A 22,397-nucleotide genomic window follows, 5' to 3' on the forward strand; every position below is an offset into this window, starting at 1 on the left:
GGTGCCCATCCAGATGGCCGTGCGCGGCACCCCCCGCAAGAGGGGCGCGCGGCGCCGTCGCGACGGATCTCCGGATCGTGAGGACGCAACCATGAGCCCCGCCGTCACGCTCGCCGCGATCGAAGCGGCGCGAAAGCTGCTGAAGGGTCAGGTGATCGCCACCCCGATGCTGCCGGCGCCGCGGCTCTCGGCCCTCACCGGGGCCGAGGTGTTCGTGAAGTACGAGAACCTGCAGGTCACCAACTCGTTCAAGGACCGCGGCGCCTATGTGAAGCTGGCGCGGCTCGACGACACGGCGCGCAAGCGCGGCGTCATCGCCATGTCGGCCGGCAACCACGCCCAGGCGGTCGCCTACCACGCCCAGCGGCTCGGCGTGCCGGCCACCATCGTGATGCCGGAGACGACCCCGTTCGTGAAGGTCGCCTCCACCAAGGCGTTCGGCGCCACCGTGGTGCTCGATGGCGAGACGCTGGCCGACTCGCAGCGCCGCGCCGAGGCGATCATCGCCGAGCAGGGGCTCACCCTCGTCCACCCCTACGACGACCCGGACATCGTCGCCGGGCAGGGGACGATCGCGCTCGAGATGCTCGAGGCGGTGCCGGACCTCGACACGCTGGTGATCCCGATCGGCGGCGGCGGCCTGATCTCCGGCAACGCCGTCGCGGCGCGCGGCGTGAAGCCGGACATCGAGGTGGTCGGGGTCGAGGCGACGCTCTATCCGGCGATGCGCAACGCGATCAGCGGCGAGACGCGGCCGGTCGGCGGGCCGACGCTCGCCGAGGGCATCGCGGTCAAGAATGTCGGTCGGCTCACCCGGCCGATCATCGAGGCGCTCGTCTCCGACATCGTGCTGGTCGACGAGGCGCAGCTCGAGCAGGCCGTCAATGCGTACCTGACGCTGCAGAAGACCATGGCCGAGGGGGCCGGCGCCGCCGGCCTCGCCGCCATGCTGGCGCGGCCGGAGCGGTTCCGCGGCAAGCGGGTCGGGCTCGTGCTGTGCGGCGGCAACATCGACCCCCGCATCCTCGCCTCGATCATGGTGCGCGAGCTCGAGCGCCAGTCACGCATCGTCTCGATCCGGCTGACGATTCCCGACCGGCCCGGCGTGCTCGGCGCGATCGCGACGCTGCTCGGCGAGCACGGCGCCAACATCCTCGAGGTCGTCCACCACCGGCTGTTTCTCGACGTGCCGGCCAAGGGTGCCAAGGTCGACGTGACCGTGGAGGCGCGCGACCGCGCCCACGGCCGCGAGATCGTCGAGGCCTTCGCGGCGCACGGCTACGATCCAGAGCGCATCGAGACCGTCAAGGCGATCGAGTAGGGCGGTCCGGCAAGGTCGGCGCGGACCTCGCCACAGACAGTGTCCGATCGATTGGTCTCTGTCATTCCGGGGCGCAGCGAAGCTGCGAACCCGGAATCCCGCGGCAAACTCTGCATTCATGGCTGGATTCCGGGTTCGGCGCTACGCGCCGCCCCGGAATGACCACTGACAGGTTCGTCCTGCACCGCTCTCACAGCGGCTGGTTGCGCTCGATGGCCCAGTCCGGGATGGTCATCACCGGGGCGGACGACGCCTCGGTGGCGATCTCCGGTCGCGGGCGCGGCAGCGGGACGCCGAGCACGGACGGGCGGGTGCGCGGCAGCGGCACGGCGCCGTCGAGCGGGGCGGCCGCGTCGTCGTCCGCCATGTCGGTCAGGCCGGCCGCCAGCGGCGGAGTGCCGAGCGCGCCGGTGACGTCATGGGTCGAGGCCGCGGCCAGCACGGTCACGGGTGGGGGCGCTTCGACAATGTCGGCGGTCTCGGCGGAGGCGCCGGTATCGGCGCGCGCCGCGGCAGGCCGCGACGGCTGGGCGACGGCGATCGCGGGGGGTGCGCCGCTCGGCGGAGACGTCGTGTCCGGCGAGGGCGCGGCAGTGATCGCCGGGATCGCGGCGACGGGCTGCTCCTCGGCGGCCGCCGGAGGCGGCGGCGTGATCACGGCCGGCGGCGCCGGCATCTCCGGCACCGTCGCGACCGAGGCGATCGTGAGGGACGACAGGGTGGGCGGTGCGCCGTCGCGGGCCGCCACCAGGGCGGCGGCGACGTCGCGCAGCGGCGTCGGTTGCGCCTTCAGGATCGTGTTGGCGGCCACCACCCAGGCGCCCAGGCCGCCGACCGCGACCAGCAGCCCGGAGATCAGGAGCCGCGAGCCCCGCCCGGCATGCTCACGGCCCGTGTTCCGCCGGCCCGGCCTGCGGCGGCCGGTATAAGGCTCATCGGCACTGCGGTACGGCATGTCCCCCCTCCGCAAGCGAGTCGCGCACCGTCGCCTGCGGGCGCAGGCGAGAGCGTCGCGACACGACGGCGAGGGACGCCCTGGCGGGCGGAGCCGCTGTCTCAGCGAACGGTCAGAACAGCCTGCCCTTCTTCAGCTTTTCCGCCACGCGCGGCGCGAAGTAAGTGAGGATTCCGTCTGCCCCCGCCCGCTTGAAGGCCATCAGGCTTTCGACCATGGCCTTCTCGCCGTCGAGCCATCCATTACTGGCGGCCGCCATGATCATCGCATATTCGCCAGAGACTTGGTAGACGAACGTCGGGTGCGAGAAAGTATCCTTGATGCGCCGGACTATATCCAAATAGGGTAGCCCGGGCTTCACCATCACCATGTCGGCGCCTTCCTCAAGATCGAGCTCGACCTCGCGCAGCGCCTCGTCCGAGTTACAGAAGTCCATCTGGTAGGTGCGCTTGTCGCCGGTCAGCGTGGTCGACGAGCCGACCGCGTCGCGGAACGGGCCGTAGAAGCACGAGGCGTACTTGGCCGCGTAGGCCATGATCTGGATGGCGTCGTGGCCGGCGTCGTCGAGGCCCTGGCGGATGGCGCCGATGCGGCCGTCCATCATGTCGGACGGGGCGATGATGTCGCAGCCGGCGTCGGCCTGCAGGATGCTCTGCTGCACCAGCACGCCGACGGTCTCGTCGTTGAGGATCACGCCGTCGGCGATGAGCCCGTCATGGCCGTGGCTGGTGTAGGGGTCGAGCGCCACGTCGCAGAGGATGCCGATATCCGGCACTGCCTTCTTGATCGCCTGCACGGTGCGGCAGACCAGGTTCTCCGGGTTGAGCGCCTCGGAGCCGGTCTCGTTGCGCAGCGTCGGGTCCGTGTAGGGGAACAGGGCGAGGCAGGGAATGTCGAGGGCGGCGGCCCGCTCGGCGTCGCGCACGGCCTGGTCGACCGAGATGCGCTCGACGCCGGGCATCGAGGGCACGGGCGTGCGGACATTGTCGCCGTCGACGAGGAAGAGCGGCCAGATCAGGTCGTTGGCCGACAGGGTGTTCTCCCGCACCATGCGGCGGGCCCAGTCGGTGCGACGGTTGCGGCGGGGCCGGTGGATCAGGTCGAGGGCGTCGGCGCGAGGGGCGCCCTTCGGCTCGGCCGGCACCACCCGGACCTGCGACTCGAGCGGGCGCCCGTACTTGATGGCCATGGCTGTTCTCCGTAAGTGTTCTCGGCGCGCAATGATTTGCCCGCTTCTAGCGCGTTCCGGACCGGTGTTCCATGTCCTTGACACTGCTTATGCCTGACAGCCGCGCCGAACCGCGCCGCACCCCACGTGGCGCGACGGGTTCCGCAGTGCGGGGGGCCGTGCCGTGAACGATCCCTCGGGCGCCGGCCCGATCGAGCAGCTCGCCCCGGTCCACGCCGAGGACTACCGGCCGGACCGCGAGGGCTGGGCCTGGTGGCTGGTCGTGTTCCTGCGCGTCGCCGCCGGCCTCGCGATGATCAAGGGCCTCTACCACTGGTCCGCCGTCTGCGGCTTCGGGGCGCGGCCGGGCGAGGGGTTCGACGCGCAGTCGCTGTCCTGGCAGACCGCGACCGTGTTCTTCGCCGTCATCGACCTCGTCGCCGCGGTCGGGCTGTGGCTCGCCGCGCCCTGGGGCGCCGTGGTGTGGCTCACCGGCTCGGTGACGATGATCGTCGTGCAGGTCTTCTTCCCGCTGATCTACGGCTTTCACTGGATCGTGGTGGTCGGGCTCGTCGCGATGATCGGCGCCTACCTGTTCTTCGCCGTGATGGCGGCCCGCGAGCAGCCGGCCTGAGGACCGGCCGGTCGCGCTACCCGGGCGCGTGCCGGCGCCCGTCGGCCATGCCCGGATTGTGGCTTGAGCCGTCCCTCGATCGCACTATCCTGGCCGGCGCACGCCACGTCGACGCCGGGCCGTCCGCCGCCCCGCGCCGTCGATCGGCCGGCATCCCGGATGGACATCGCGATGACCAAAGACTTGCTGGACGTGCTTTCCGCGCTCGAGCGCAAGGTGCTGTGGCTGGCCGCCTGGATGATCCACGAGGCCAACCATCTGCGCGAGAATGTCGACGGCCTGAAGGTCGGCGGCCATCAGGCCTCGTCCGCCTCGCTGTCGACCATCATGACGGCGCTGTACTTCCACGTGCTGCGGCCGCAGGACCGGGTCGCCGTCAAGCCGCATGCGAGCCCGATTTTTCACGCGATTCAGTATCTCCTGGGCCGTCAATCGCGAGACAAGCTCGCGGCGTTCCGCGGCTACAAGGGCGCGCAGAGCTATCCGTCGCGCACCAAGGACACCGACGACGTCGACTTCTCCACCGGCTCGGTCGGGCTCGGCGTCGCCCAGACGCTGTTCGCCTCGCTGGTGCAGGACTACGTGCACGACCACGGCTTCGCCGGCGACCGCCCGCCGGGCCGGATGATCGCGTTGGTCGGCGACGCCGAGATGGACGAGGGCAACATCTTCGAGGCGCTGCTGGAGGGCTGGAAGCAGGGCGTGCGGAACTGCTGGTGGATCATCGACTACAACCGCCAGAGCCTCGACGCGGTCGTCCGCGAGGGACTGTGGGAGCAGTACGAAAAACTGTTCCGGGCGTTCGGCTGGGATGTCGTCATACTCAAATACGGAGTTCTGCTGGAGGAGGCCTTCAAGAAGCCCGGCGGCGACAAGCTTCGCGCCTGGATCGACCATTGCCCGAACCAGCTCTACTCGGCGCTGACGTTCCAGGGCGGCGCTGCGTGGCGGCGGCGGCTCACCGACGATCTCGGCGACCAGGGGCCACTCAGCGCCATGCTGGATGCGCTCTCCGACGACGATCTCGCCCGGCTGATGACGAACCTCGCCGGCCACGACCTGCCGACTCTCCTCGATGCGTTCGGCAAGATCGACCACGACCGCCCGACCTGCATCATCGCCTACACGGTGAAGGGCCACGGCCTGCCGCTCGCCGGCCACAAGGACAACCATGCGGGCCTGATGACCTCGGCCCAGATGGAGATTCTGCGCACGGCGATGCAGGTCCGGCCGGGGCACGAGTGGGATTTCTTCGAAGGCCTGTCGCTGCCGGAGCACGAGCTGCGGAGCTTCCTCGAGAAAGTTCCGTTCGCGCAAGGCGGGCCGCGTCGCCTCCAGGCCGCGCGGGTCGACGTGCCGGCCGCGCTGACGGTCGAGATCGCCCCGACGATGTCGACCCAGCAGGGCTTCGGCGTGCTGCTGAACGAGGTCGGTAAGCAGAAGTCCGACTTCTCCGACCGCATCGTCACGACCTCGCCGGACGTGACCATGTCGACCAATCTCGGCGCCTTCGTGAATCGGCGCGGTCTGTTCGCCCGCCAGCCGATGGTCGACACCTTCAAGAGCGAGCGTATCCCCTCGACGCTGACCTGGGAGTTCTCGCCCAAGGGCCAGCACATGGAGCTCGGCATCGCCGAGATGAACCTGTTCATCCTGCTCTCGGCGCTCGGCCTGTCGCACTCCCTGTTCGGGGCGCGGCTGTTCCCGATCGGCACGCTCTACGACCCGTTCGTCTGCCGCGGCCTCGATGCCCTCAACTACGCCTGCTACCAGGACGCCCGCTTCATCCTGGTCGGCACGCCGTCCGGCATCACGCTGGCGCCGGAGGGAGGCGCCCACCAGTCGATCGGCACGCCGCTGATCGGCATGGCGCAGGACGGGCTCGCCGCATTCGAGCCGTCCTTCGTCGACGAGCTCGCCGTCATCCTCGGCTTCGCCTTCGACTACATCCAGCGGGACGGGGAGGGGGAGGCCTGCGAGCGCACCTGGCTGCGCGACGAGACGGGCGGCTCGGTCTATCTGCGCCTCTCGACCCGGCCCGTGGAGCAGCCGCAGAGAGCCATGACGCCGGAGCTGCGCCAGGGCATCATCGACGGCGCCTACTGGATGCGCAAGCCCGGCCCGAACTGCCAGGTGGTGGTCGCCTACACGGGCGCCATCGCGCCGGAGGCGATCCAGGCGGTCGGCCTGATGGCCGAGGACCGCCGCGACATCGGCCTCCTCGCCGTCACCTCGGCCGACCGGCTCAACGCCGGCTGGACGGCGGCGAGTCGGGCCCGCGAGCGCGGCCTGCCGCACGCTCGCTCGCATATCGAGCGGCTGCTCGCCGAGGTGCCGCCCCACTGCGGCATCGTCACAGTGCTGGACGGCCACCCGGCGACGCTCGCCTGGCTCGGCGCCGTCGCCGGTCATCGCACCCGGCCGCTCGGCGTCGAGCATTTCGGCCAGACCGGCGCGCTGCCCGACCTCCATCGCCACTACGGCATCGACGCCAACGCCATCGTGGCCGCCGCCCAGGCGATCGCCCCGGGGAGGCCGATCCGGTATCTCAAGGCGCTGTGAGGGTGGAGCGGTGTACGAAAGGCCTCGTGTCCCGGGCGCGGCGCGCAGCGCCGTGACCCGGGCCCCAGGGTGTGAGATCGAGGCGCTTACTGTGTGGCCCTGGGCCCCGGCTCGGCGGCGCATCAGGCCTGCGGCCTGACGCACCTTGTCCGGGGCACGCGATCCGGGGCACGCGGTGCCCGGCGCGGGCGGCCGAGGATCGCGGCCGCTCTCCTGATCCGTCAGGCCGCGCCGTCTCCGATGGTGCTGCCTCCCTCCATCACCACGACACGCGCAGGCCGCCGGTGAGCTGGTGGGCGCTGGCGTTGCGGCGGACCTCGCCGTCGTAGGCGGCGTAGATGCGCAGCGCCTCGGTGCGCCAGCCGGTCACGGCGAAGCGCGTCACCAGGGCGTCGCGGCCCGGATCGGCGGCCGACACGACGAAGGGTGAGTCGAGCAGCGAGGCCTGCGTCGTGAGCGCGTCGTCGCGCCAGTCGTGGCCCCAGGCGAGCCGCACCTCGGGGCGGAACTTGGCGCCGTCGAGCGCCGTGAACACGGTGCTGGCGGCGACGCCGGCCGTCGAGGTCAGCTTGTCGAAGGTCTGGCGCGGGAAGGTGAGGCCGAACGTGCCGGTCTCGGTGAAGCCATCGCGCCGGAAGGTCTGCGCGGTCAGGCCGACATAGGGCATCAGCGTGAAGCGTCCGGCGGGCAGCCGATAGCCTGCCTCGCCGGCGGCCAGGACGCCGACGCCGTCGGTCGCGCCGGACGTGCCCATGCCGGCGACGCTGCGCGAGGTCGATTGCGACGTGACGCCGGCGGCGAGCCGCCCGTCGAGCACCAGCCGGCCCGGTGTGTAGCTGGCGTACACGGCGCCCGCATAGGTGTCCGAGGTGCCGGTGGTGCCGGCGCTGTCGCTGGTGGTGCGGGTGACGCCGAAGGCGCCGCCGACGAGCGTGTCGGGCGCGACCTGGCGGTCGGCGCCGGCGATGCCGCCGCCGCTGCGGCTCTTGCCGCCCGGCAGGCCGCCGGCGTCGCCGACCCGGGCGGTGCGGCCGAAGCCCTGGCCCCACACGGTCCAGCCGGCCGCCGCGGCGGCCGAGGCCTCGGCCGGGTCGGCCGAGGCGTAGGCGGCGAGCGGCGAGCCGGCGAATCGGGTCTCGACGTGCGAGTCGCGGCCCGCATAGGAGAGTGCGAAGCTCGGCGCGAAGGACGACTGCACGGCGGCACCGCCCGACTGCCACATCATCTGACGCTCGGCGATGGCGGTGCCGAAGGCCGTGTAGGCGCCCATGACGGCGCCGACCATGGCCGGCTGTCCCTGGCCGGTCATCTGGTCGATCATTCCGGTGTAGCCGACCGTGGTGGTCTGCCCGTAGAGGGCATCGAACACGCCCTTGGCGCGATCGGACGGGCGCACGCCGGCGGCCGGCCGCGCCGCATCGAGCGCCGAGGCGAGGGCTTGCTGGTTGGCCGTCCCGGCGAGCGCGCGGAACGACTGCGGCGTCACCACCAGCGACAGCAGGGTCGGCGAATAGAGGACGTCGTAGCGCGTGCCGACGGGGAGGCCCGCGGTCGGCTGGAGGAGGCCCGAATAGGAGCCGGCGATGCGGGCGCCGTCCTCGGCAGTCAGGTAGGCGAAGCGCGACCCGAGCGACGCCGTGTAGTCGTTGTAGCCGCCCGCGATGGCGCGCGTGACCGGCACCAGCGTGCCGCCGACCGTGAACGAATAGCCGCTGCCCGAGACGACGATCCGGTCCCAGGTGCCGGGGCCGCCCGGGACGTTGTAGGTGCCGTCGATGTCGATGCGGGTGGTCGACGTCGCGGTCTGCACCACGTTGCCGTTGAAGGTGAGGAGGCCGGGCGAGGAGCCGTTCAGCGGCGTGCCGGTCGGCAGCGTCCCGCCGTTGTTGGCGGCGAGATCCGCGTAGTTCGGCACCGCGCCGGCGGCGAGCGTGCCGGCGATGGTGACCGGGCCGGCCACCGTGCCGAAGCCGGCCAGCGTCGCGCCCTGCTGCACCGTCATCGCCGTGCCGAGCGACAGCGTGCCGCCGACCGCCAGCGTGCCGCCGGAGACCGTGACGTCGCCCGTCGCCGTCGTCTTGCCGGCGACCACCAGTGTGCCGTCGCCGGTCTTGGTGAACCCGCCCGCGGTGACGAGCGGCTGGCTCCAATAGGTCGAGGTCTGGGACGCGACGTTCACGGTGCTGCCGGCGGCGAGCGAGGTCGGGCCGTCGGTCGCCCGGTCCAGGCGGATCATGCCGTAGCCGTAGACGCGATCGAGGCCGGCGGCGCCCAGATCCTCGGTGGTCGCGAACAGCAGGTTGACGAGATCGGCCGACGAGTAGCCCGGGAACGCGCCTTGCAGCAGCGCCAGGGCGCCCGAGACGGTCGGGGTCGCCATCGAGGTGCCGCTCTTCTGCGCGTAGCCGCTGGCGTCCACCGAGGTCGGCACGGTCGACAGGATGCCGGGGTCGCCGGCCGGCTGGTCGCCGCCCGGGGCGGCGACGCACCAGCTCGCCGTGACGCCGCACATGTTGGCGTAGGAAGCGATGAACTTGTTGTGGTCGACCGCGGTCACGGCCACGATCCGACCGGGCTGCGAGAGCAACTCGGCGAAGTCGTAGCGGTTGCCGTCGTCGTCGTAGACGCCGGCATTCGCATGGTTCGGCTGGATGAACGGCATCAGCGCGATGCCGCTCGGGTTGCGGCCGGCGATCGGATTGCTGCCACGGTCGTTGCCGGTCGCGGCGACGACGATCTTGCCGGCCGCGAGCGCCCGCCCGACCGCCGCCGCCTCGTACTCGTCGATCGCCACCGACGGCCACGTCTTCAGGTCGGTCATCGTATCGAGATTGGGGCCGTAGCTCGCGTTGTAGATCGTCACGTTCGAGAGCGACGTGAAGTAGTCGAGCGCCAGGGCCGACGGATGGCCGACGTCCTCGCTCGGGGTGCCGAGCATGCGCAGGACGACGAGGTTGGAGCTGTAGGCGACGCCGTACATGCTGTCGGAATTGGCCGGGTCGTAGGGGGCCGCGATGATGCCGGCGACGTGGGTGCCGTGCGAGCCGACGTCGCTCGTGTCGGCGGGATTGTAGGGTGCGCCGGCCGCCGGCAGCACGAAGTTCATGCTGCGCGGATCGATCTTGGCGCCGAAGCCGGGCACCACGCTGGTGAAGCCGGTGTCGGCGACCGCGACCGTGACGCCGGCGCCCGAGTAGCCGCGCGCGAACGCATCGGCCGCGTGGATGAGGCCGAGGCCCCATTGGTTCCGATACTGCTGCGTCGCCTCGAAGCTCGCCGGGTTGCCCGGCACGCCTTGCGCGAAGGCGCCGTGACTCTCCGTCAGGGCGAGTGTCGCGACCGCCGACATCAGAAGGCGCCGGCGCGCGGCGGTTCGGTTCGAACCACGCATGGTGTCATCCCCACTAAAGCGTTGAGCGGCGTCGCCGCCCCGGCTCCGGGATCAGGGGGGTGGAGCAGAGGCGGCGACGCGAGCGCCGTCGCTTGAAAAAGCCCGGCGCTTACTGCTTATGGGCTATCAACACAGAAACAATTCGTCACGGGGCGAGGCTTGGACATCCGTCTCATTCGTTTGCATCCGCGTTCCGATGCCACGGCCCGGCGCGCCGCCGCGAAACTCCCGGTCTCGTTGTTCGACACTGCCGATCTCCCGTCCCCCGAGCGGTTCGCCGCCTGGCGGGAGAGCATCGGCGTGTTTCTCGAGGTCGGGCTGGTGCGGGCGGGTGACGAGGAGCGTTACGACGCCTGGGCGGAGAGCTATCTGCTCGACGACCTGATGCTGTCGCGCTGTGCCGCCAGTGCCACGAAGTTCGATCGCCAGCCGCTGCGCGTCGCCCACGATTCGATCGACCACTACATGATCCAGGTGCTGGTCCGCGGCACCATCGACATGACGCTCGGCCGTCACGCCTTGTCCTTCCCGACCGGGCAGGTGATCCTGTTCGATCTCGCCGACACGATGGACACGGTGAACTCCACCTTCGATCTCGTGTCCGTCATCATCCCGCGCCGGCGGCTGGCGCCGCTGCTGGCGCGGCCGGATTCGCTCAACGGCGCCGCCGTCGACCCGACGAGCGCCACCGGCCGGCTGGTCGCCACCTATCTGCTCTCGCTCTACCAGTCGGCGCCGCAGCTCTCGCCGGCCGAGGCGAGCGCCGCGGCCACGGCCCTGGTCGAGCTGATCGCGCTCGCCTTCAACGGCGTCGGCCAGCCGGGCGGCGACCAGACGGGCGGCGACCTGCCGGAGGCGCTCGCCAAGGCGGAGCTCCTGCGGGTGCAGGGCTTCATCAAGGCGCATCTCGCCGCGCCGGATCTCGGGCCCGACATGATCGCGGCCGCGCTCGGCATCTCTCGCGCCCGGCTCTATCGCCTGTTCGCCCCGGTCGGCGGCATCGCCGAGCACATCCGCGAGCAGCGGCTGCGGCGTTGCCTCACCGACCTCGTATCGGCCAAGCAGGCGCATAGGCAGGTCGCCGAGATCGCCTATGCGTGGGGGTTCTCCGACCCGACCCACTTCGCCCGCGCCTTCAAGCAGCGCTTCGGCCGCACCCCCTCGGAGGTCCGCCGCGCCGCGACCCCGCTCGCCCGTCGCGACCGGCCGTCGGTCGATCCGCGCGTCGGTGACCGCCTGCACGAGGACTGGCTCGCCGGGCTGGGGTGACGACCGGGCGGCGATCGCCGACTGTGATGGACCAGATAGCCGCCCCGGTTCACGGCTGCGTGCCCCGGACAAGGCGTGTCAGGCCGTAGGCCTGACGCGCCGCAGAGCCGGGGCCCAAGGGCCACGGGACGGACGGTGCGCCAAGCGCCTCGCTCGATCGCCCTGGGTCCCGATTCGCGGCGCTTCGCGCCGCGCCCGGGACACGAGGTCTGCACCGGGGCGGTGGCGGAGAAGGCTCGACCGAGCGCGCCTGACTTGATCGGTCCTCCGCCGGCTCACTCCGCCTTCGGCTGGTCGATGCCGGTGATGCGGATGCCGGCGTCCGGCACCTTGTAGGTCCGGTTGATGAAGATCAGCACCGAGGTCAGCGCCTCGGCGACCACCGCGTTGGCGAGCGGGCCGGCGTCGATGCCGCGCAGGCCGGCGTCGCCGGCGAGCCGGATCGCGACGGCGCGCGCCTCCTTGTCGTCGCCCGTCACCAGGACGTCGCACTCGATCGTCTTGTCGGGGTCCTTGAGCTTGTGGGCCGAGACGTTCTGGAAGGCGGAGACGACCTTGACGCTCTCGCCCAATGCCGCCTGCAGGGCGACGGAGCAGGAGTCGGTCTCCGGGAGCTGCACGCGCGACACCTTGGGTGGCACCAGCGGCACCGTCACGTCGATCAGGATCTTTCCCGCGAGCGCGTCCTTCAGGGCCATCGCGGTCGCCATCTGGGCCGCGTAGGGAACCGTCAGCACCACCACGTCGGCACCGGTCACGGCCTCGTCGGACGACGCGCCGCAGATCAGCGGCTTGCCGAGCTTCTGGTTGAGCTCGGTCGCGGCCGGGGCCGCCTTGGCGGCGTCGCGCGACCCGATCGTGACGCGGTGGCCGGCCCGGGCCCAGCGCATCGCGAGGCCCGATCCTTCGGCTCCGGTGCCGCCGACGACGCAGATGTTGAGGCTTCCGGTGAGGCTTTCGGTCATGATCCATCCTCGGGCCGCACGGCCCACTCGAGAGCGTCCGCGTCTGGCAGCCGCACGCAGCACGTCGGGCGGGAGGAGGCCGGCTCGGGGTGGGGCGGGGGCGCCGGCGGACGGGCCGTCATCTGGGCCGAGCCGGCGCTTCGATGCAAGCCCGAAGCTGCGGCTGACGCGGGGGCCGGCCCCCTGCGGCCGCATGTCCCGGTGCGGGCTCGCGCATCGCGGGCTCTACGACCAAAATACGCCTCGCCAAGCAAACCGCCTCTGCTAGACTGCGCCCACTTCGACGGTGGGCCGGCCGGTGGGCGGGCCGCCGGCGGGGCAAAGCAAAAAGACGCAGAAGAAGACGTCCAACGAGAACACGAGGGTGGCCGTCCGGACCGCCCCTTCCAGGGAGGAGACGCGGCGTGATGTTTCGCCGGACACTCGAATTGCATCCCGCGCGCCGACCGTCGGCGCGGCTCTCGTCGCATCCGGCTCCGCGCGCCGTCGCGCGGCCGATCTCGCGCTCGGCGCATCGGCCGGCCGGCCGCCGCGGCCGGCCGGCCCGTTGACGGCCACCGGCAGCGAAACGGATCGGCCCGCATGACGGACTGGGTCATCGAGACCGAGAATCTGACGAAAGAGTTCAAGGGCTTTCGGGCCGTCAACAATGTCGACCTGAGGGTCGCCCGCGGCACCATCCACGCCCTCATCGGCCCCAACGGGGCCGGCAAGACGACCTGCTTCAACCTGATCACCAAGTTCCTGCAGCCGACCACCGGGCGCATCCTCTACAACGGGCGCGACATCACGGCCGCGAAGCCGCACGACGTCGCCCGCATGGGGCTGGTGCGCTCGTTCCAGATCTCGGCCGTGTTCCCGCATCTCACCGTGCTGGAGAACGTGCGGGTGGCGCTGCAGCGGCCGCTCGGCACCGCGTATCATTTCTGGAAGCCGGAGAGCTCGGTCGCGGTGCTCGACGACCAAGCCATGGATCTTCTGGAGCAGGTCGGCGTCGGCTCCTATGCGCGCCTCACCGCCGGGGAGTTGCCTTACGGCCGCAAGCGGGCGCTGGAGATCGCGACGACGCTGGCGCTCGATCCCGAGATGCTGCTGCTCGACGAGCCGATGGCCGGCATGGGCCGCGAGGACATCAAGCGCATCTCGGATCTCATCCTGAGCGTCGCCGAGAACCGAACCGTGCTGATGGTCGAGCACAATCTCTCGGTGGTCGCCGACCTGTCGGACCGCATCACGGTGCTGGCCCGCGGCGAGATCCTCGCCGAGGGATCCTACGCCGAGGTGTCGTCGAACCCGGCCGTGGTCGAGGCCTACATGGGGACCGGCCATGGCTGAGCCGCTGCTGCAGGTCCGCGACCTCGAAGGCTGGTACGGCGAGAGCCACATCCTGCACGGCATGAATTTCGAGGTCGCCCGCGGCGAGGTGGTGACGCTGCTCGGCCGCAACGGCGCCGGCAAGACCACGACCATGCGGGCCGTGATGGGCATGCTGGCGAAGCGCACCGGCTCGGTGAAGTACGACGGCCGCGAGCTTATCGATCTCAAGTCCAACGCCATCGCCCGCGCCGGCATCGCCATCTGCCCGGAGGAGCGCGGCATTTTTGCAAGTCTCTCGGTGAAGGAGAACCTGCTCCTGCCGCCGCGCGTGAAGGCCGGTGGGCTCGATCTCGAGGCGATCTACAAGCTGTTCCCGAACCTGCGCGAGCGATCTGGCAGTCAGGGAACAAAACTCTCCGGGGGCGAGCAGCAGATGCTGGCGATCGCCCGCATCCTGCGCACCGGCGCCGACCTCTTGCTGCTCGACGAGCCGACCGAGGGGCTCGCGCCCGTCATCGTCCAGCAGATCGGGGCGACCATCCGGATGCTGCGCGAGCACGGCTTCACGGTCGTGCTGGTCGAGCAGAACTTCCATTTCGCCGCGACGGTCGCGGACCGTCACTACGTCGTCGAGCACGGCCAGGTGATCGACATGATCCCCAACGCCGCGCTGGAGCAGAACCGGGAGAAGCTGAAGACCTATCTGGGCGTTTGACCGGACTCTTCGGGGTCTCGTCGCGCTCGGCCGACAAGCCAACCAAGCGACCAGAAAAAATCCGGAGGAAATCAGATGAAGACCAAGTCCATGCTGCTCGGAAGCCTCGCTGCCGCGGCGCTCGCGATCGGGTCCGGCGGCCCGGCGAGCGCCCAGATGAGCGACGGCGTCATCAAGATCGGCGTCCTCAACGACCAGTCCGGCACCTATGCGGACCTGTCCGGCCAGGGCTCGGTCTTCGCCGCGAAGAAGGCGGTCGAGGACTTCTGCAAGGCGCAGAAGTGCTTCGAGAAGATCGAGGTGGTGTTCGGCGATCACCAGAACAAGCCGGACATCGGCGCCGGCGTGGCGCGGCGCTGGTACGATGTCGAGCAGGTCGACGTGATCGTCGACACCCCGACCTCCTCGGTCGCCTTCGCGGTCAATCAGATCACCCGCGAGAAGAACAAGGTCTTCCTCAACTCCGGCGCCGGCGCGTCCGACCTCACCGGCTCGGCCTGCTCGCCGAACCTGATCCACTGGACCTACGACACCTGGGCGCTGGCGCACGGCACCGGCTCGGCGATGGTCAAGCAGGGCGGCAAGTCCTGGTACTTCCTGACCGCCGACTACGCCTTCGGCCATGCGCTCGAGCGGGACACCGCGGCGGTCGTCGAGAAGATGGGCGGCAAGGTGCTGGGTAAGGTGCGCCATCCGTTCCCGGCCCAGGACTTCTCGTCGTTCCTGCTGCAGGCGCAGGCCTCCAAGGCACAGGTGATCGGGCTCGCCAATGCCGGCGCCGACACCATCAACTCGATCAAGCAGGCGTCCGAGTTCGGCATCGTCCAGGGCGGCCAGAAGCTCGCCGGCCTCCTCGTCTTCATCACCGACGTCCATGCGCTGGGGCTGAAGACGGCGCAGGGCCTGACCTTCACGGAGGCCTGGTACTGGGACACGAGCGACGCCAACCGCGCCTTCGCCAAGGAGTTCTCGGCCGCCAACAAGGGCAACTATCCGAGCATGGTGCAGGCCGGCGTCTACTCGGCCGTGATGCACTATCTCAAGGCCGTGCACGCGCTCGGCTCGGACGGCGACGGCGCCAAGGTGGTGGCCAAGATGAAGGAGATGCCGACCGACGACAAGCTGTTCGGCAAGGGCACGATCCGGGCCGACGGCCGCAAGATCCACGACCTCATGCTGGTCGAGGTGAAGAAGCCGGAAGAGAGCAAGGGCCCGTGGGACTACCACAAGGTCGTCGCCACGATCCCGGCCGCGGAAGCCTTCCGCCCGCTCGCCGAGGGCGGCTGCGCGCTGGTGAAGTGAAGGCGAAGTCCTGGCTGGAGCCTGTTGTTCCCTCTCCCCGCTGCGCGGGGAGAGGGTGGCTCGGACCGCAGGTCCGAGTCGGGTGAGGGGGCCTCTCGTGGATACGGAGACGCCCCCTCACCCGACATCCGCGCTGTTCGCGCGACGTCGACCTCTTTGGCGCGGCAAGAGCCGCGCCCCCGCACGGCGGGGAGAGGTGAGCAAACGAGACTCGAGGTGACGCAGACATGTTCGAGCTGTTGGGCGTGCCGCCCCAGGCCCTGATGGGTCAGCTCCTGCTGGGGCTGATCAACGGGGCGTTCTATGCGCTCCTGTCGCTCGGGCTCGCGGTCATCTTCGGGCTGATGAACGTGATCAACTTCACCCACGGCGCCCAGTACATGATGGGCGCCTTCGTGGCCTGGATGCTGCTGCAATACGCCGGCATCCCGTATTGGGGCGCGCTGGTGCTGTCGCCGTTGATCGTCGGGGCGACCGGCATCGTCATCGAGCGCCTGCTGATCTCGCGCCTCTATCACCTCGACCATCTCTACGGGCTGCTGCTCACCTTCGGGCTCGCCCTGATCATCGAGGGCCTGTTCCGTCAGCAATACGGCTCGTCCGGGCTGCCCTACACCAACCCGATCCCGGGCGGGCAGAATCTCGGCTTCATGTTCCTGCCCTGGTACCGCGGCTGGGTGGTCGCCTTCTCGCTCGTCGTGTGCTTGCTCACCTGGTTCACCATCGAGCGCACCAAGCTCGGCGCCTATCTGCGCGCCGCCACCGAGCGTCCCGAACTCGTCCAGGCCTTCGGCATCAACGTGCCGCGCATGATCACCTTGACCTACGGGGTGGGCGTCGGGCTCGCGGCGCTGGCCGGGGTGCTCGCCGCACCGATCTACACCGTCAACCCGACCATGGGCTCGAACCTGATCATCGTGGTGTTTGCCGTCGTCGTCATCGGCGGCATGGGCTCGATCGCCGGCTCGATCGTCACCGGCTTCGGGCTCGGCGTCGTCGAGGGCCTCACCAAGGTCTTTTGGCCGGAGGCCTCCGCCACCGTCATCTTCGTCATCATGGCGATCGTCCTCATGGTGCGCCCGCAGGGCCTGTTCGGAACGCCGCGATGACCAGCACGAGCCGCAGGGCCGCGACCGGCGCCCGCAACGTCGACATGATCGTCTTCGCCGTGCTGATCGCGGCGCTCGTCGCCGCGCCCTTCGCCATCTATCCGGTCCTGCTGATGAAGGTGCTGTGCTTCGCGCTCTTCGCCTGCGCCTTCAACCTGCTGATCGGCTATGTCGGGCTCTTGTCCTTCGGCCACGCGATGTTCTTCGGCTTCGCGGCCTACGTGTCCGGCTACACGGTGAAGTCCTGGGGGCTCTCCACCGAGCTCGGGATCCTCGCCGGCACCGCGGTCGCGGCGGCGCTCGGGCTGGTCGCCGGCTTCATCGCGATCCGCCGCCAGGGCATCTATTTCGCCATGGTGACGCTGGCGCTCGCCCAGATGGTGTTCTTCTTCTGCCTGCAGGCACCGTTCACGGGCGGCGAGGACGGTATCCAGGCGATCCCGCGCCGGCCGCTGTTCGGGCTGATCGACATCTCGTCCGACCTCTCGCTCTACTACGTCGTGCTGGCGATCTTCGCGGCCGGCTTCCTGATCATCTGGCGCACCATCCATTCGCCGTTCGGGCAGGTGCTCAAGGCGATCCGCGAGAACGAGCCGCGCGCCGTCTCGCTCGGCTACGCGGTCGATCGCTTCAAGCTGATCGCATTCGTGCTGTCGGCGACGCTCGCCGGCCTCGCCGGCGCCACCAAGGCGCTGGTGTTCCAGCTCGCCTCGCTCACCGACGTCACCTGGCAGATGTCCGGCGAGGTGGTGTTGATGACCCTGGTCGGCGGCATGGGCACGGTGTTCGGCCCGATCGTCGGCGCCGCCGTGATCGTGATCATGCAGAACACCTTCACGGGCTTCGGCGAGTGGGTGCTGGTGGCGCAGGGCTGCATCTTCGTGCTCACCGTGCTGCTGTTCCGGCGTGGCATCGTCGGCGAGATCGTCGCTTTTGCCCGGCGCCGGGCGACGCCCGACGATGGGGTCACGCGCACGGCGCCGGCCGAGTGAGCCTCCGGCGCGCCCCGGCGCTTCCGCGGCCGCCCATGCTCGCCCTTATGCTGCAGTGCGGGAAAGAATATTACAGAATGTAAGCCTCCTGCGAACAAAAGTGTTGCACTGCGACGCCGAGTCGGTACCATCTTGTGCGTGTGCAACCCCAGCAGGAGCGTCCCCGTGCTTCAGCGCAGCGATCTGGTCGCGTTCATGCCGACGTCCGACATGTGCCACTACCTCGCGCGCGTCGCCCACGGGCACGCCGCCACGCTCCACGCCTGGGTGGTCGACGGTCTGCGCGACCACGGCCTGATCGACCACCACGACCGGCTGACCGAGCACGGCCACCGGATGCTGTCCTCCACCGAATAGGGCGCGCGCAGCGGACCGGGCACCGAAGCAGGGGCGGCGGGGCAGGGCGCTCGGCAGGCGCCGACCCGTCGGTCGCCTTACGCTGTGACCGCGGACCGGGTCATCCCGCGTTGGCTGAAAAGGTCTCGGTCATTCCGGGGCGCAGCGAAGCTGCGAACCCGGAATCCAGCGACGCGTTCGGCCGTCGGGGTTGGATTCCGGGTTCGGCGCGTCGCGCCGCCCCGGAATGACCAACGGTTAGCTCAGTGCAGCCGCATCACTCCCGCCGGCCGCGCCCCGGGTGCTCGCCGCGCGACGCGTCGCGGCCGGCGATGCGTTCGCGCCGGTGCTCCAGCTCCAGCGTCACCAGCCGGGCCAGCAGGGTCGCCGGATAGAGCTGGCCGATGATCGTCTCGATGTTGCAGCACGCTCGGGCGATCGGATGCACCGGCGCGATGTCGCCATAGCCGGTCGAGGTCAGGGTGACGAAGCTGAAATAGATCAGGTTGCTGGCGTTGCTCGGGCTGTCGACGATCTCGAGCCCGGCGAAGGCGTTCGGGATGAACAGGCCGACAAAGGCGTAGACGGCCACGAAGGCGGCGGCGACCAGCAGATAGAGCAGCACCGCGCCGATGACCCGGTGAGTGTTCACCCGGCCGGGACCGAACACCAGCCGCGCCACCACCGAGCCGAGCACCACGGAGAGGATGAGCCAGCCGCCGGCGGCCAGCATGATGTCCATCCGGGACGGCGTGTGCAGGCGAAGCACCACGGCGGTGCCGTTCATCACCAGGCCGACCAGCAGAAGGGCGAAGACCCAGGGGTTGCCCGACATCACCAGCGCGCACGCCATGATGCCGAGCAGCACGACGGCGCCGAGCATCTGGCCCGGCTCCGAGCCCGTCGCCTGGAGCGGCACGGCGACGAAGAACAGAAGCAGCATGAGAACCATCAGCACGGTGAGGAGCTGATCGCTCCAGCGCTCCTGGGCGCGGCGCAGCCGTGCCCGGAAGCCGCGCATCGCGCGGGCGCTCGTCGGCTCATGCATGTTGCGGCTCATGCATGTTGCGGCTCGGCGTCGGCGGGGCCGGCCGCATCGGCCGCGACGGGCGTCGCCGGCGGAGGTGATGCGGGGACGCCGGTCAGCGCCTCCCGGCGGCGCGCGATCAGACGCTCCAGACGGTGCGTCGCGAGCGACAGCGCGGCCGGGTCGGCGGCATCCGGGTCGCGCGCCGCGATGCGGTCGAGCTCGCCGTGCAGGATCGTGTCGATCTCCCGCTCGATGCCGGCGAGCGCGGGCTCGTCGGCGGCCGCCTCGATCCGCTCGGCGAAGCCGCGCAGGCCGGCGAGCGCGTTGATCTCGCGGCCGAAGTCGCGCGCCATGAAGCGCCAGGCCGCGGCCGCCACCGAGGTGAGGCCGCCGAGCAGCATCGAGCCGTAGAAGATCTGGTCGCCCCACTTGTCGAAGAAGGTCTTCACGTTGCCGTCGAAATACGCGGCCGCGCCGGGATGGATCGGCACGAAGGCGTCGCTGTCGGTGCTCGGCGCGGCGATCTGGGCGAGCAGCGGGTACTCGCCGACGAGATCGCGGCGGACGTCCATGATGGCCTTGGCGAGCGCCGCGACCGTGTCCTCGTCGATGGTCTTGCGGACCAGCAGATGGACCGGCACGCGCAGCGTCGTGAGGTCGTCGTCCGGGATCGGCGGCGAGCCGCGCAGCGTGCCCTTCGGCACGTCGTAGCTCTCGTAGGCGCGCGACACCGCCGCGATGGCGCCGGCCGATTCGATCGCGATCAGGCCGGGCGCCCCCCGGCCGTTCGGGAACAGGCTGCGCAGCATCGCCAGATACTTCTCGGTCAGCGGCATCACCACCAGGATCGCGGCGACCTGCTTGGACGCGACCGAGGCCGGCGCGTCGGTGACGAACAGGTCGCGGAACGTCACCTTGAGGTGGTCGAGATCGTATTCGCGCTTGAGCGCCGCGACGACCGCGCGGTTGACCGGGCCGCTGATCACCCCGACGGTCTTGCCTTTCAGCTCGGCGATCTCGGTGATCTTGCTGCCCGGCGGCGTCACCAGCAGCACCACGATGTTGGACACGATCACGACGGCGCGCGCATCGCCGAGGTCGCCGACGTCGGATCGCCCGACCACGAGGTCGACCTCGCCGGACGAGAAGGCCTCGGTGGCGTGCAGCACGCTGCCCTTGTCGATCACCTTGAGCCGCACCGGCGCCTTGGCGGCGGCGAGCCGCGCCGCGAGCGCCGTCACCACCTTGGGGGTCTCGCCGCCGAGTGATCCGGTCGCGACCGTCAGGGTCTTCGGCGCGGTGACGTAGCGCCATCCCCAGAGGCCGCCCGCGAAGGCGAGCAGCGTCGTCCCCAGCACGACGGTGATGCGCAGCCAGCGCGGCAAGCGGCCGGTGGCGACGGCGGCGATGCCGGCCACCACGGCCGCTCCGGCCGCTGCGCCGGCGACCTTCTGGAACTGCCCATGGTCCATGACTGTCCTCCGGGCGTGCGGACCGGAACCCGGTCCGGCGCCCGAAGGTATCGTGCCGATTGCCCGGTCTGTCGAGAGGCGGACGCAGCGGTTAGAGCGGCTTTCGGTCTTGATGAATCGCCCCCGACCTCCGCTCGTCCCCGCGAAGGCGGGGACCCAGGGGCCGCACGACGTGTGGCTCTGGATTCCCGCTTTCGCGGGACTGAGCGGAGTGTGGGTCGGCGTCAGCGGAAACCACTCTAGTCCCGTCAAGGGATCAGCAGCGACGAGCCGATGGTCTTGCCCGCCTCGAGGTCGCGATGCGCCTGCACGGCCTCGTCGAGCCGGTAGCGACGGCCGACATGCGCCTTGACGGTGCCGGCGGCGACGAGATCGAACAGCTTGCCGGACGACATCGCGATCTCCTCGCGCGTCGCGCAGTAGGTCGCGAGCGTCGGCCGGGTGAAGTAGAGCGAGCCCTTCTTCTGCAGGAGGCCGGCCTCGACCGGCGGCGGCGCGCCCGTCGTCGTGCCGAACGAGACGAAGTACCCGCGCGGCGCCAGCGACGCGATCGAGGCGTCGAAGCTCGCCTTGCCGACCGAATCGTAGACGACCGGCACGCCGGTGCCGCCGGTGATCTCCTTCACCCGCGCCGCCACGTCCTCGCGGGTGCGGTCGATCACCACCTCGTAGCCGTTCTCCCGCGCCAGCCGGCACTTCTCCTCGCCGGCCGCGACCCCGATCATGCGGGCGCCGATGTGCCGGCCCCACTGGCCGGCGATCAGGCCGACGCCGCCCGACGCCGCCCAGAACAGCACCCACTCGCCCCGCTTGATCGGATAGCAGCGGGTGATCAGGTACTCGACCGTCATGCCCTTCATCAGGAGGGCGGCGGAGTGCGCCTCCGACACGCCGGCCGGGATTTTCAGCACCCGCTCGATCGGCATGTTGCGCAGGTCCGTGTAGGAGCCCGACGCGCCGCCCGCATAGACGACGCGGTCGCCGACCGCGAATTCGCTGACGCCGGCGCCGACCTTCTCGACCGTGCCGGCCGCCTCGGTTCCCACCGCGCCGGGCAGGGGGGCCGGGTAGAAGCCGGAGCGGAAGTAGCAGTCCTGATAGTTGAGCCCGACGACGGACTGGCGGATCTGCACCTCGCCCGGTCCGGGGTCGGCGAGATCGATCGTCTCCATCGCCAGGACCTCGGGGCCGCCCGGCTGCGCGTATCTCACCACCCGTGCCTTGCTGCTCATGTTTCCTCCGACTCGTTCCAGGGATCCGGCCCCGCGGCGGGTTGTTGTGCGGACGTGCGGGCCGGCGGACCGGGAGTGTCACCGATCTCTCGGCCCGCCGGAACGCGCACCGGCGGGGGCGTGCCATGTGAAAACCAACGAGGTGAAAACCCACGCGGAGAAACCCGACGGGCCGACCCGGCCGGCCTCGCGTCGCGCGCCGCGCGAGACGCTGCACACGCCGCACGGCGGCGTTGTCGTGGACGGACCGGACGCGATCGGAAAAAAGCGTCTCTCTGATCTGTGTCAAAGTCCGACACGCCGCGACCCTCTAGAAAGGCCTCGTTGCGCCGCTTCACGGGGGTGAGTGGTGCGACACGAAAGGGGTGGTCCTCACGGACCGCCCCTTTTCTTTTTTGCTGGCTCCGGTTCGGCACCGCCGGTCCGGCCGCGCCGGGACGCCGCGCGCGACCCGGAGTTCGCCAGCACGCGCGACGTGATTCGGGTCACGTGATGCGGGTGACCTGATTCGGGTGACCTGATTCGTCCGCCGATCTCAGGCCGAGTCGACCCGACGCGGCATCGGGTGTGCACGACTCTTTACCCGACGTTATGAGGTCCTGCCCGGCCGTTATCGCGTCCGACCGG

General features: G+C 70.2%; 17 protein-coding genes. 10 read left to right on the forward strand and 7 right to left on the reverse strand.

Translation table 11 applies throughout. The features are described from left to right. Positions 1 to 91: 91 nt before the first annotated feature. Complete coding sequence (locus ABTU92_RS20095; protein WP_408093405.1) at positions 92 to 1,321, forward strand: threonine ammonia-lyase; 1,230 nt, start codon at positions 92 to 94, stop codon at positions 1,319 to 1,321. A gap of 190 nt (positions 1,322 to 1,511) precedes the next feature. Here ABTU92_RS20095 and ABTU92_RS20100 read toward each other — a convergent pair whose 3' ends face one another. Together ABTU92_RS20100 and hemB are read right to left on the reverse strand one after the other, a co-directional pair. Further along, positions 1,512 to 2,276 carry a hypothetical protein gene (locus ABTU92_RS20100; RefSeq protein ID WP_408093406.1) on the reverse strand — a complete coding sequence of 255 codons (765 nt, stop codon included), beginning with the start codon at positions 2,274 to 2,276 and terminating at the stop codon, positions 1,512 to 1,514. 112 nt (positions 2,277 to 2,388) lie between these two features. Continuing rightward, positions 2,389 to 3,465, reverse strand: a complete 1,077-nt coding sequence (gene hemB / locus ABTU92_RS20105) for a porphobilinogen synthase (protein WP_408093407.1) — start codon at positions 3,463 to 3,465, stop codon at positions 2,389 to 2,391. Positions 3,466 to 3,628: 163 nt separating this feature from the next. Between hemB and ABTU92_RS20110 the strand changes: the two genes are divergently transcribed. Together ABTU92_RS20110 and ABTU92_RS20115 are read left to right on the forward strand one after the other, a co-directional pair. Then, positions 3,629 to 4,078 (forward strand): DUF6163 family protein, encoded by a 450-nt coding sequence (locus tag ABTU92_RS20110; protein WP_408093408.1) that lies wholly within the window; start codon positions 3,629 to 3,631, stop codon positions 4,076 to 4,078. Positions 4,079 to 4,249: 171 nt separating this feature from the next. Beyond that, positions 4,250 to 6,640: a transketolase gene (locus ABTU92_RS20115; RefSeq protein ID WP_408093409.1), complete on the forward strand. Its 2,391-nt coding sequence runs from the start codon at positions 4,250 to 4,252 to the stop codon at positions 6,638 to 6,640. A gap of 259 nt (positions 6,641 to 6,899) precedes the next feature. On the opposite strand, the gene ABTU92_RS20120 is transcribed toward ABTU92_RS20115, so the two are convergent. Then, entirely contained in the window at positions 6,900 to 10,031 is a 3,132-nt protein-coding gene (locus tag ABTU92_RS20120) for an autotransporter domain-containing protein (RefSeq protein WP_408093410.1), read from the reverse strand. Between the two features lie 237 nt (positions 10,032 to 10,268). On the opposite strand from ABTU92_RS20120, the gene ABTU92_RS20125 reads away from it, so the two are divergent. After that, positions 10,269 to 11,300 carry a helix-turn-helix domain-containing protein gene (locus ABTU92_RS20125; protein ID WP_408093411.1) on the forward strand — a complete coding sequence of 344 codons (1,032 nt, stop codon included), beginning with the start codon at positions 10,269 to 10,271 and terminating at the stop codon, positions 11,298 to 11,300. Between the two features lie 275 nt (positions 11,301 to 11,575). Here the strand turns inward: ABTU92_RS20125 and npdG are convergent, their stop codons facing one another. After that, on the reverse strand, positions 11,576 to 12,265 hold the full coding sequence (gene npdG, locus ABTU92_RS20130; protein WP_408093412.1) for an NADPH-dependent F420 reductase: 690 nt from the start codon (positions 12,263 to 12,265) through the stop codon (positions 11,576 to 11,578). Positions 12,266 to 12,847: 582 nt separating this feature from the next. On the opposite strand from npdG, the gene ABTU92_RS20135 reads away from it, so the two are divergent. The 6 genes from ABTU92_RS20135 (at position 12,848) to ABTU92_RS20160 (ending at position 18,057) form a co-directional block, all read left to right on the forward strand. Continuing rightward, the gene (locus ABTU92_RS20135; protein WP_408093413.1) at positions 12,848 to 13,600 is read left to right on the forward strand and encodes an ABC transporter ATP-binding protein; all 753 of its coding nucleotides are present in this window, start codon (positions 12,848 to 12,850) and stop codon (positions 13,598 to 13,600) included. After that, positions 13,593 to 14,297 (forward strand): ABC transporter ATP-binding protein, encoded by a 705-nt coding sequence (locus ABTU92_RS20140; protein WP_408093414.1) that lies wholly within the window; start codon positions 13,593 to 13,595, stop codon positions 14,295 to 14,297. The genes ABTU92_RS20135 and ABTU92_RS20140 overlap by 8 nt, the downstream gene beginning before the upstream one ends. A 75-nt stretch (positions 14,298 to 14,372) precedes the next feature. Then, positions 14,373 to 15,599, forward strand: a complete 1,227-nt coding sequence (locus ABTU92_RS20145; RefSeq protein ID WP_408093415.1) for an ABC transporter substrate-binding protein — start codon at positions 14,373 to 14,375, stop codon at positions 15,597 to 15,599. 227 nt (positions 15,600 to 15,826) lie between these two features. Continuing rightward, entirely contained in the window at positions 15,827 to 16,708 is an 882-nt protein-coding gene (locus ABTU92_RS20150) for a branched-chain amino acid ABC transporter permease (protein ID WP_408093416.1), read from the forward strand. Continuing rightward, the gene (locus ABTU92_RS20155) at positions 16,705 to 17,700 is read left to right on the forward strand and encodes a branched-chain amino acid ABC transporter permease (protein ID WP_408093417.1); all 996 of its coding nucleotides are present in this window, start codon (positions 16,705 to 16,707) and stop codon (positions 17,698 to 17,700) included. The genes ABTU92_RS20150 and ABTU92_RS20155 overlap by 4 nt, the downstream gene beginning before the upstream one ends. 165 nt (positions 17,701 to 17,865) lie before the next feature. After that, positions 17,866 to 18,057, forward strand: a complete 192-nt coding sequence (locus ABTU92_RS20160) for a hypothetical protein (RefSeq protein WP_408093418.1) — start codon at positions 17,866 to 17,868, stop codon at positions 18,055 to 18,057. Between the two features lie 256 nt (positions 18,058 to 18,313). Here ABTU92_RS20160 and ABTU92_RS20165 read toward each other — a convergent pair whose 3' ends face one another. The 3 genes from ABTU92_RS20165 to ABTU92_RS20175 form a co-directional block, all read right to left on the reverse strand. Beyond that, on the reverse strand, positions 18,314 to 19,084 hold the full coding sequence (locus ABTU92_RS20165; protein ID WP_408093419.1) for a potassium channel family protein: 771 nt from the start codon (positions 19,082 to 19,084) through the stop codon (positions 18,314 to 18,316). Positions 19,085 to 19,092: 8 nt separating this feature from the next. Next, entirely contained in the window at positions 19,093 to 20,538 is a 1,446-nt protein-coding gene (locus ABTU92_RS20170; RefSeq protein ID WP_408093420.1) for a TAXI family TRAP transporter solute-binding subunit, read from the reverse strand. Positions 20,539 to 20,786: 248 nt separating this feature from the next. Further along, complete coding sequence (locus tag ABTU92_RS20175; RefSeq protein ID WP_408093421.1) at positions 20,787 to 21,770, reverse strand: quinone oxidoreductase family protein; 984 nt, start codon at positions 21,768 to 21,770, stop codon at positions 20,787 to 20,789. Positions 21,771 to 22,397: the final 627 nt, after the last annotated feature.

This window comes from Rhodoplanes sp. SY1, assembly GCF_046000175.1.
In the GTDB taxonomy this organism is placed as follows: Bacteria; Pseudomonadota; Alphaproteobacteria; order Rhizobiales; family Xanthobacteraceae; genus Rhodoplanes.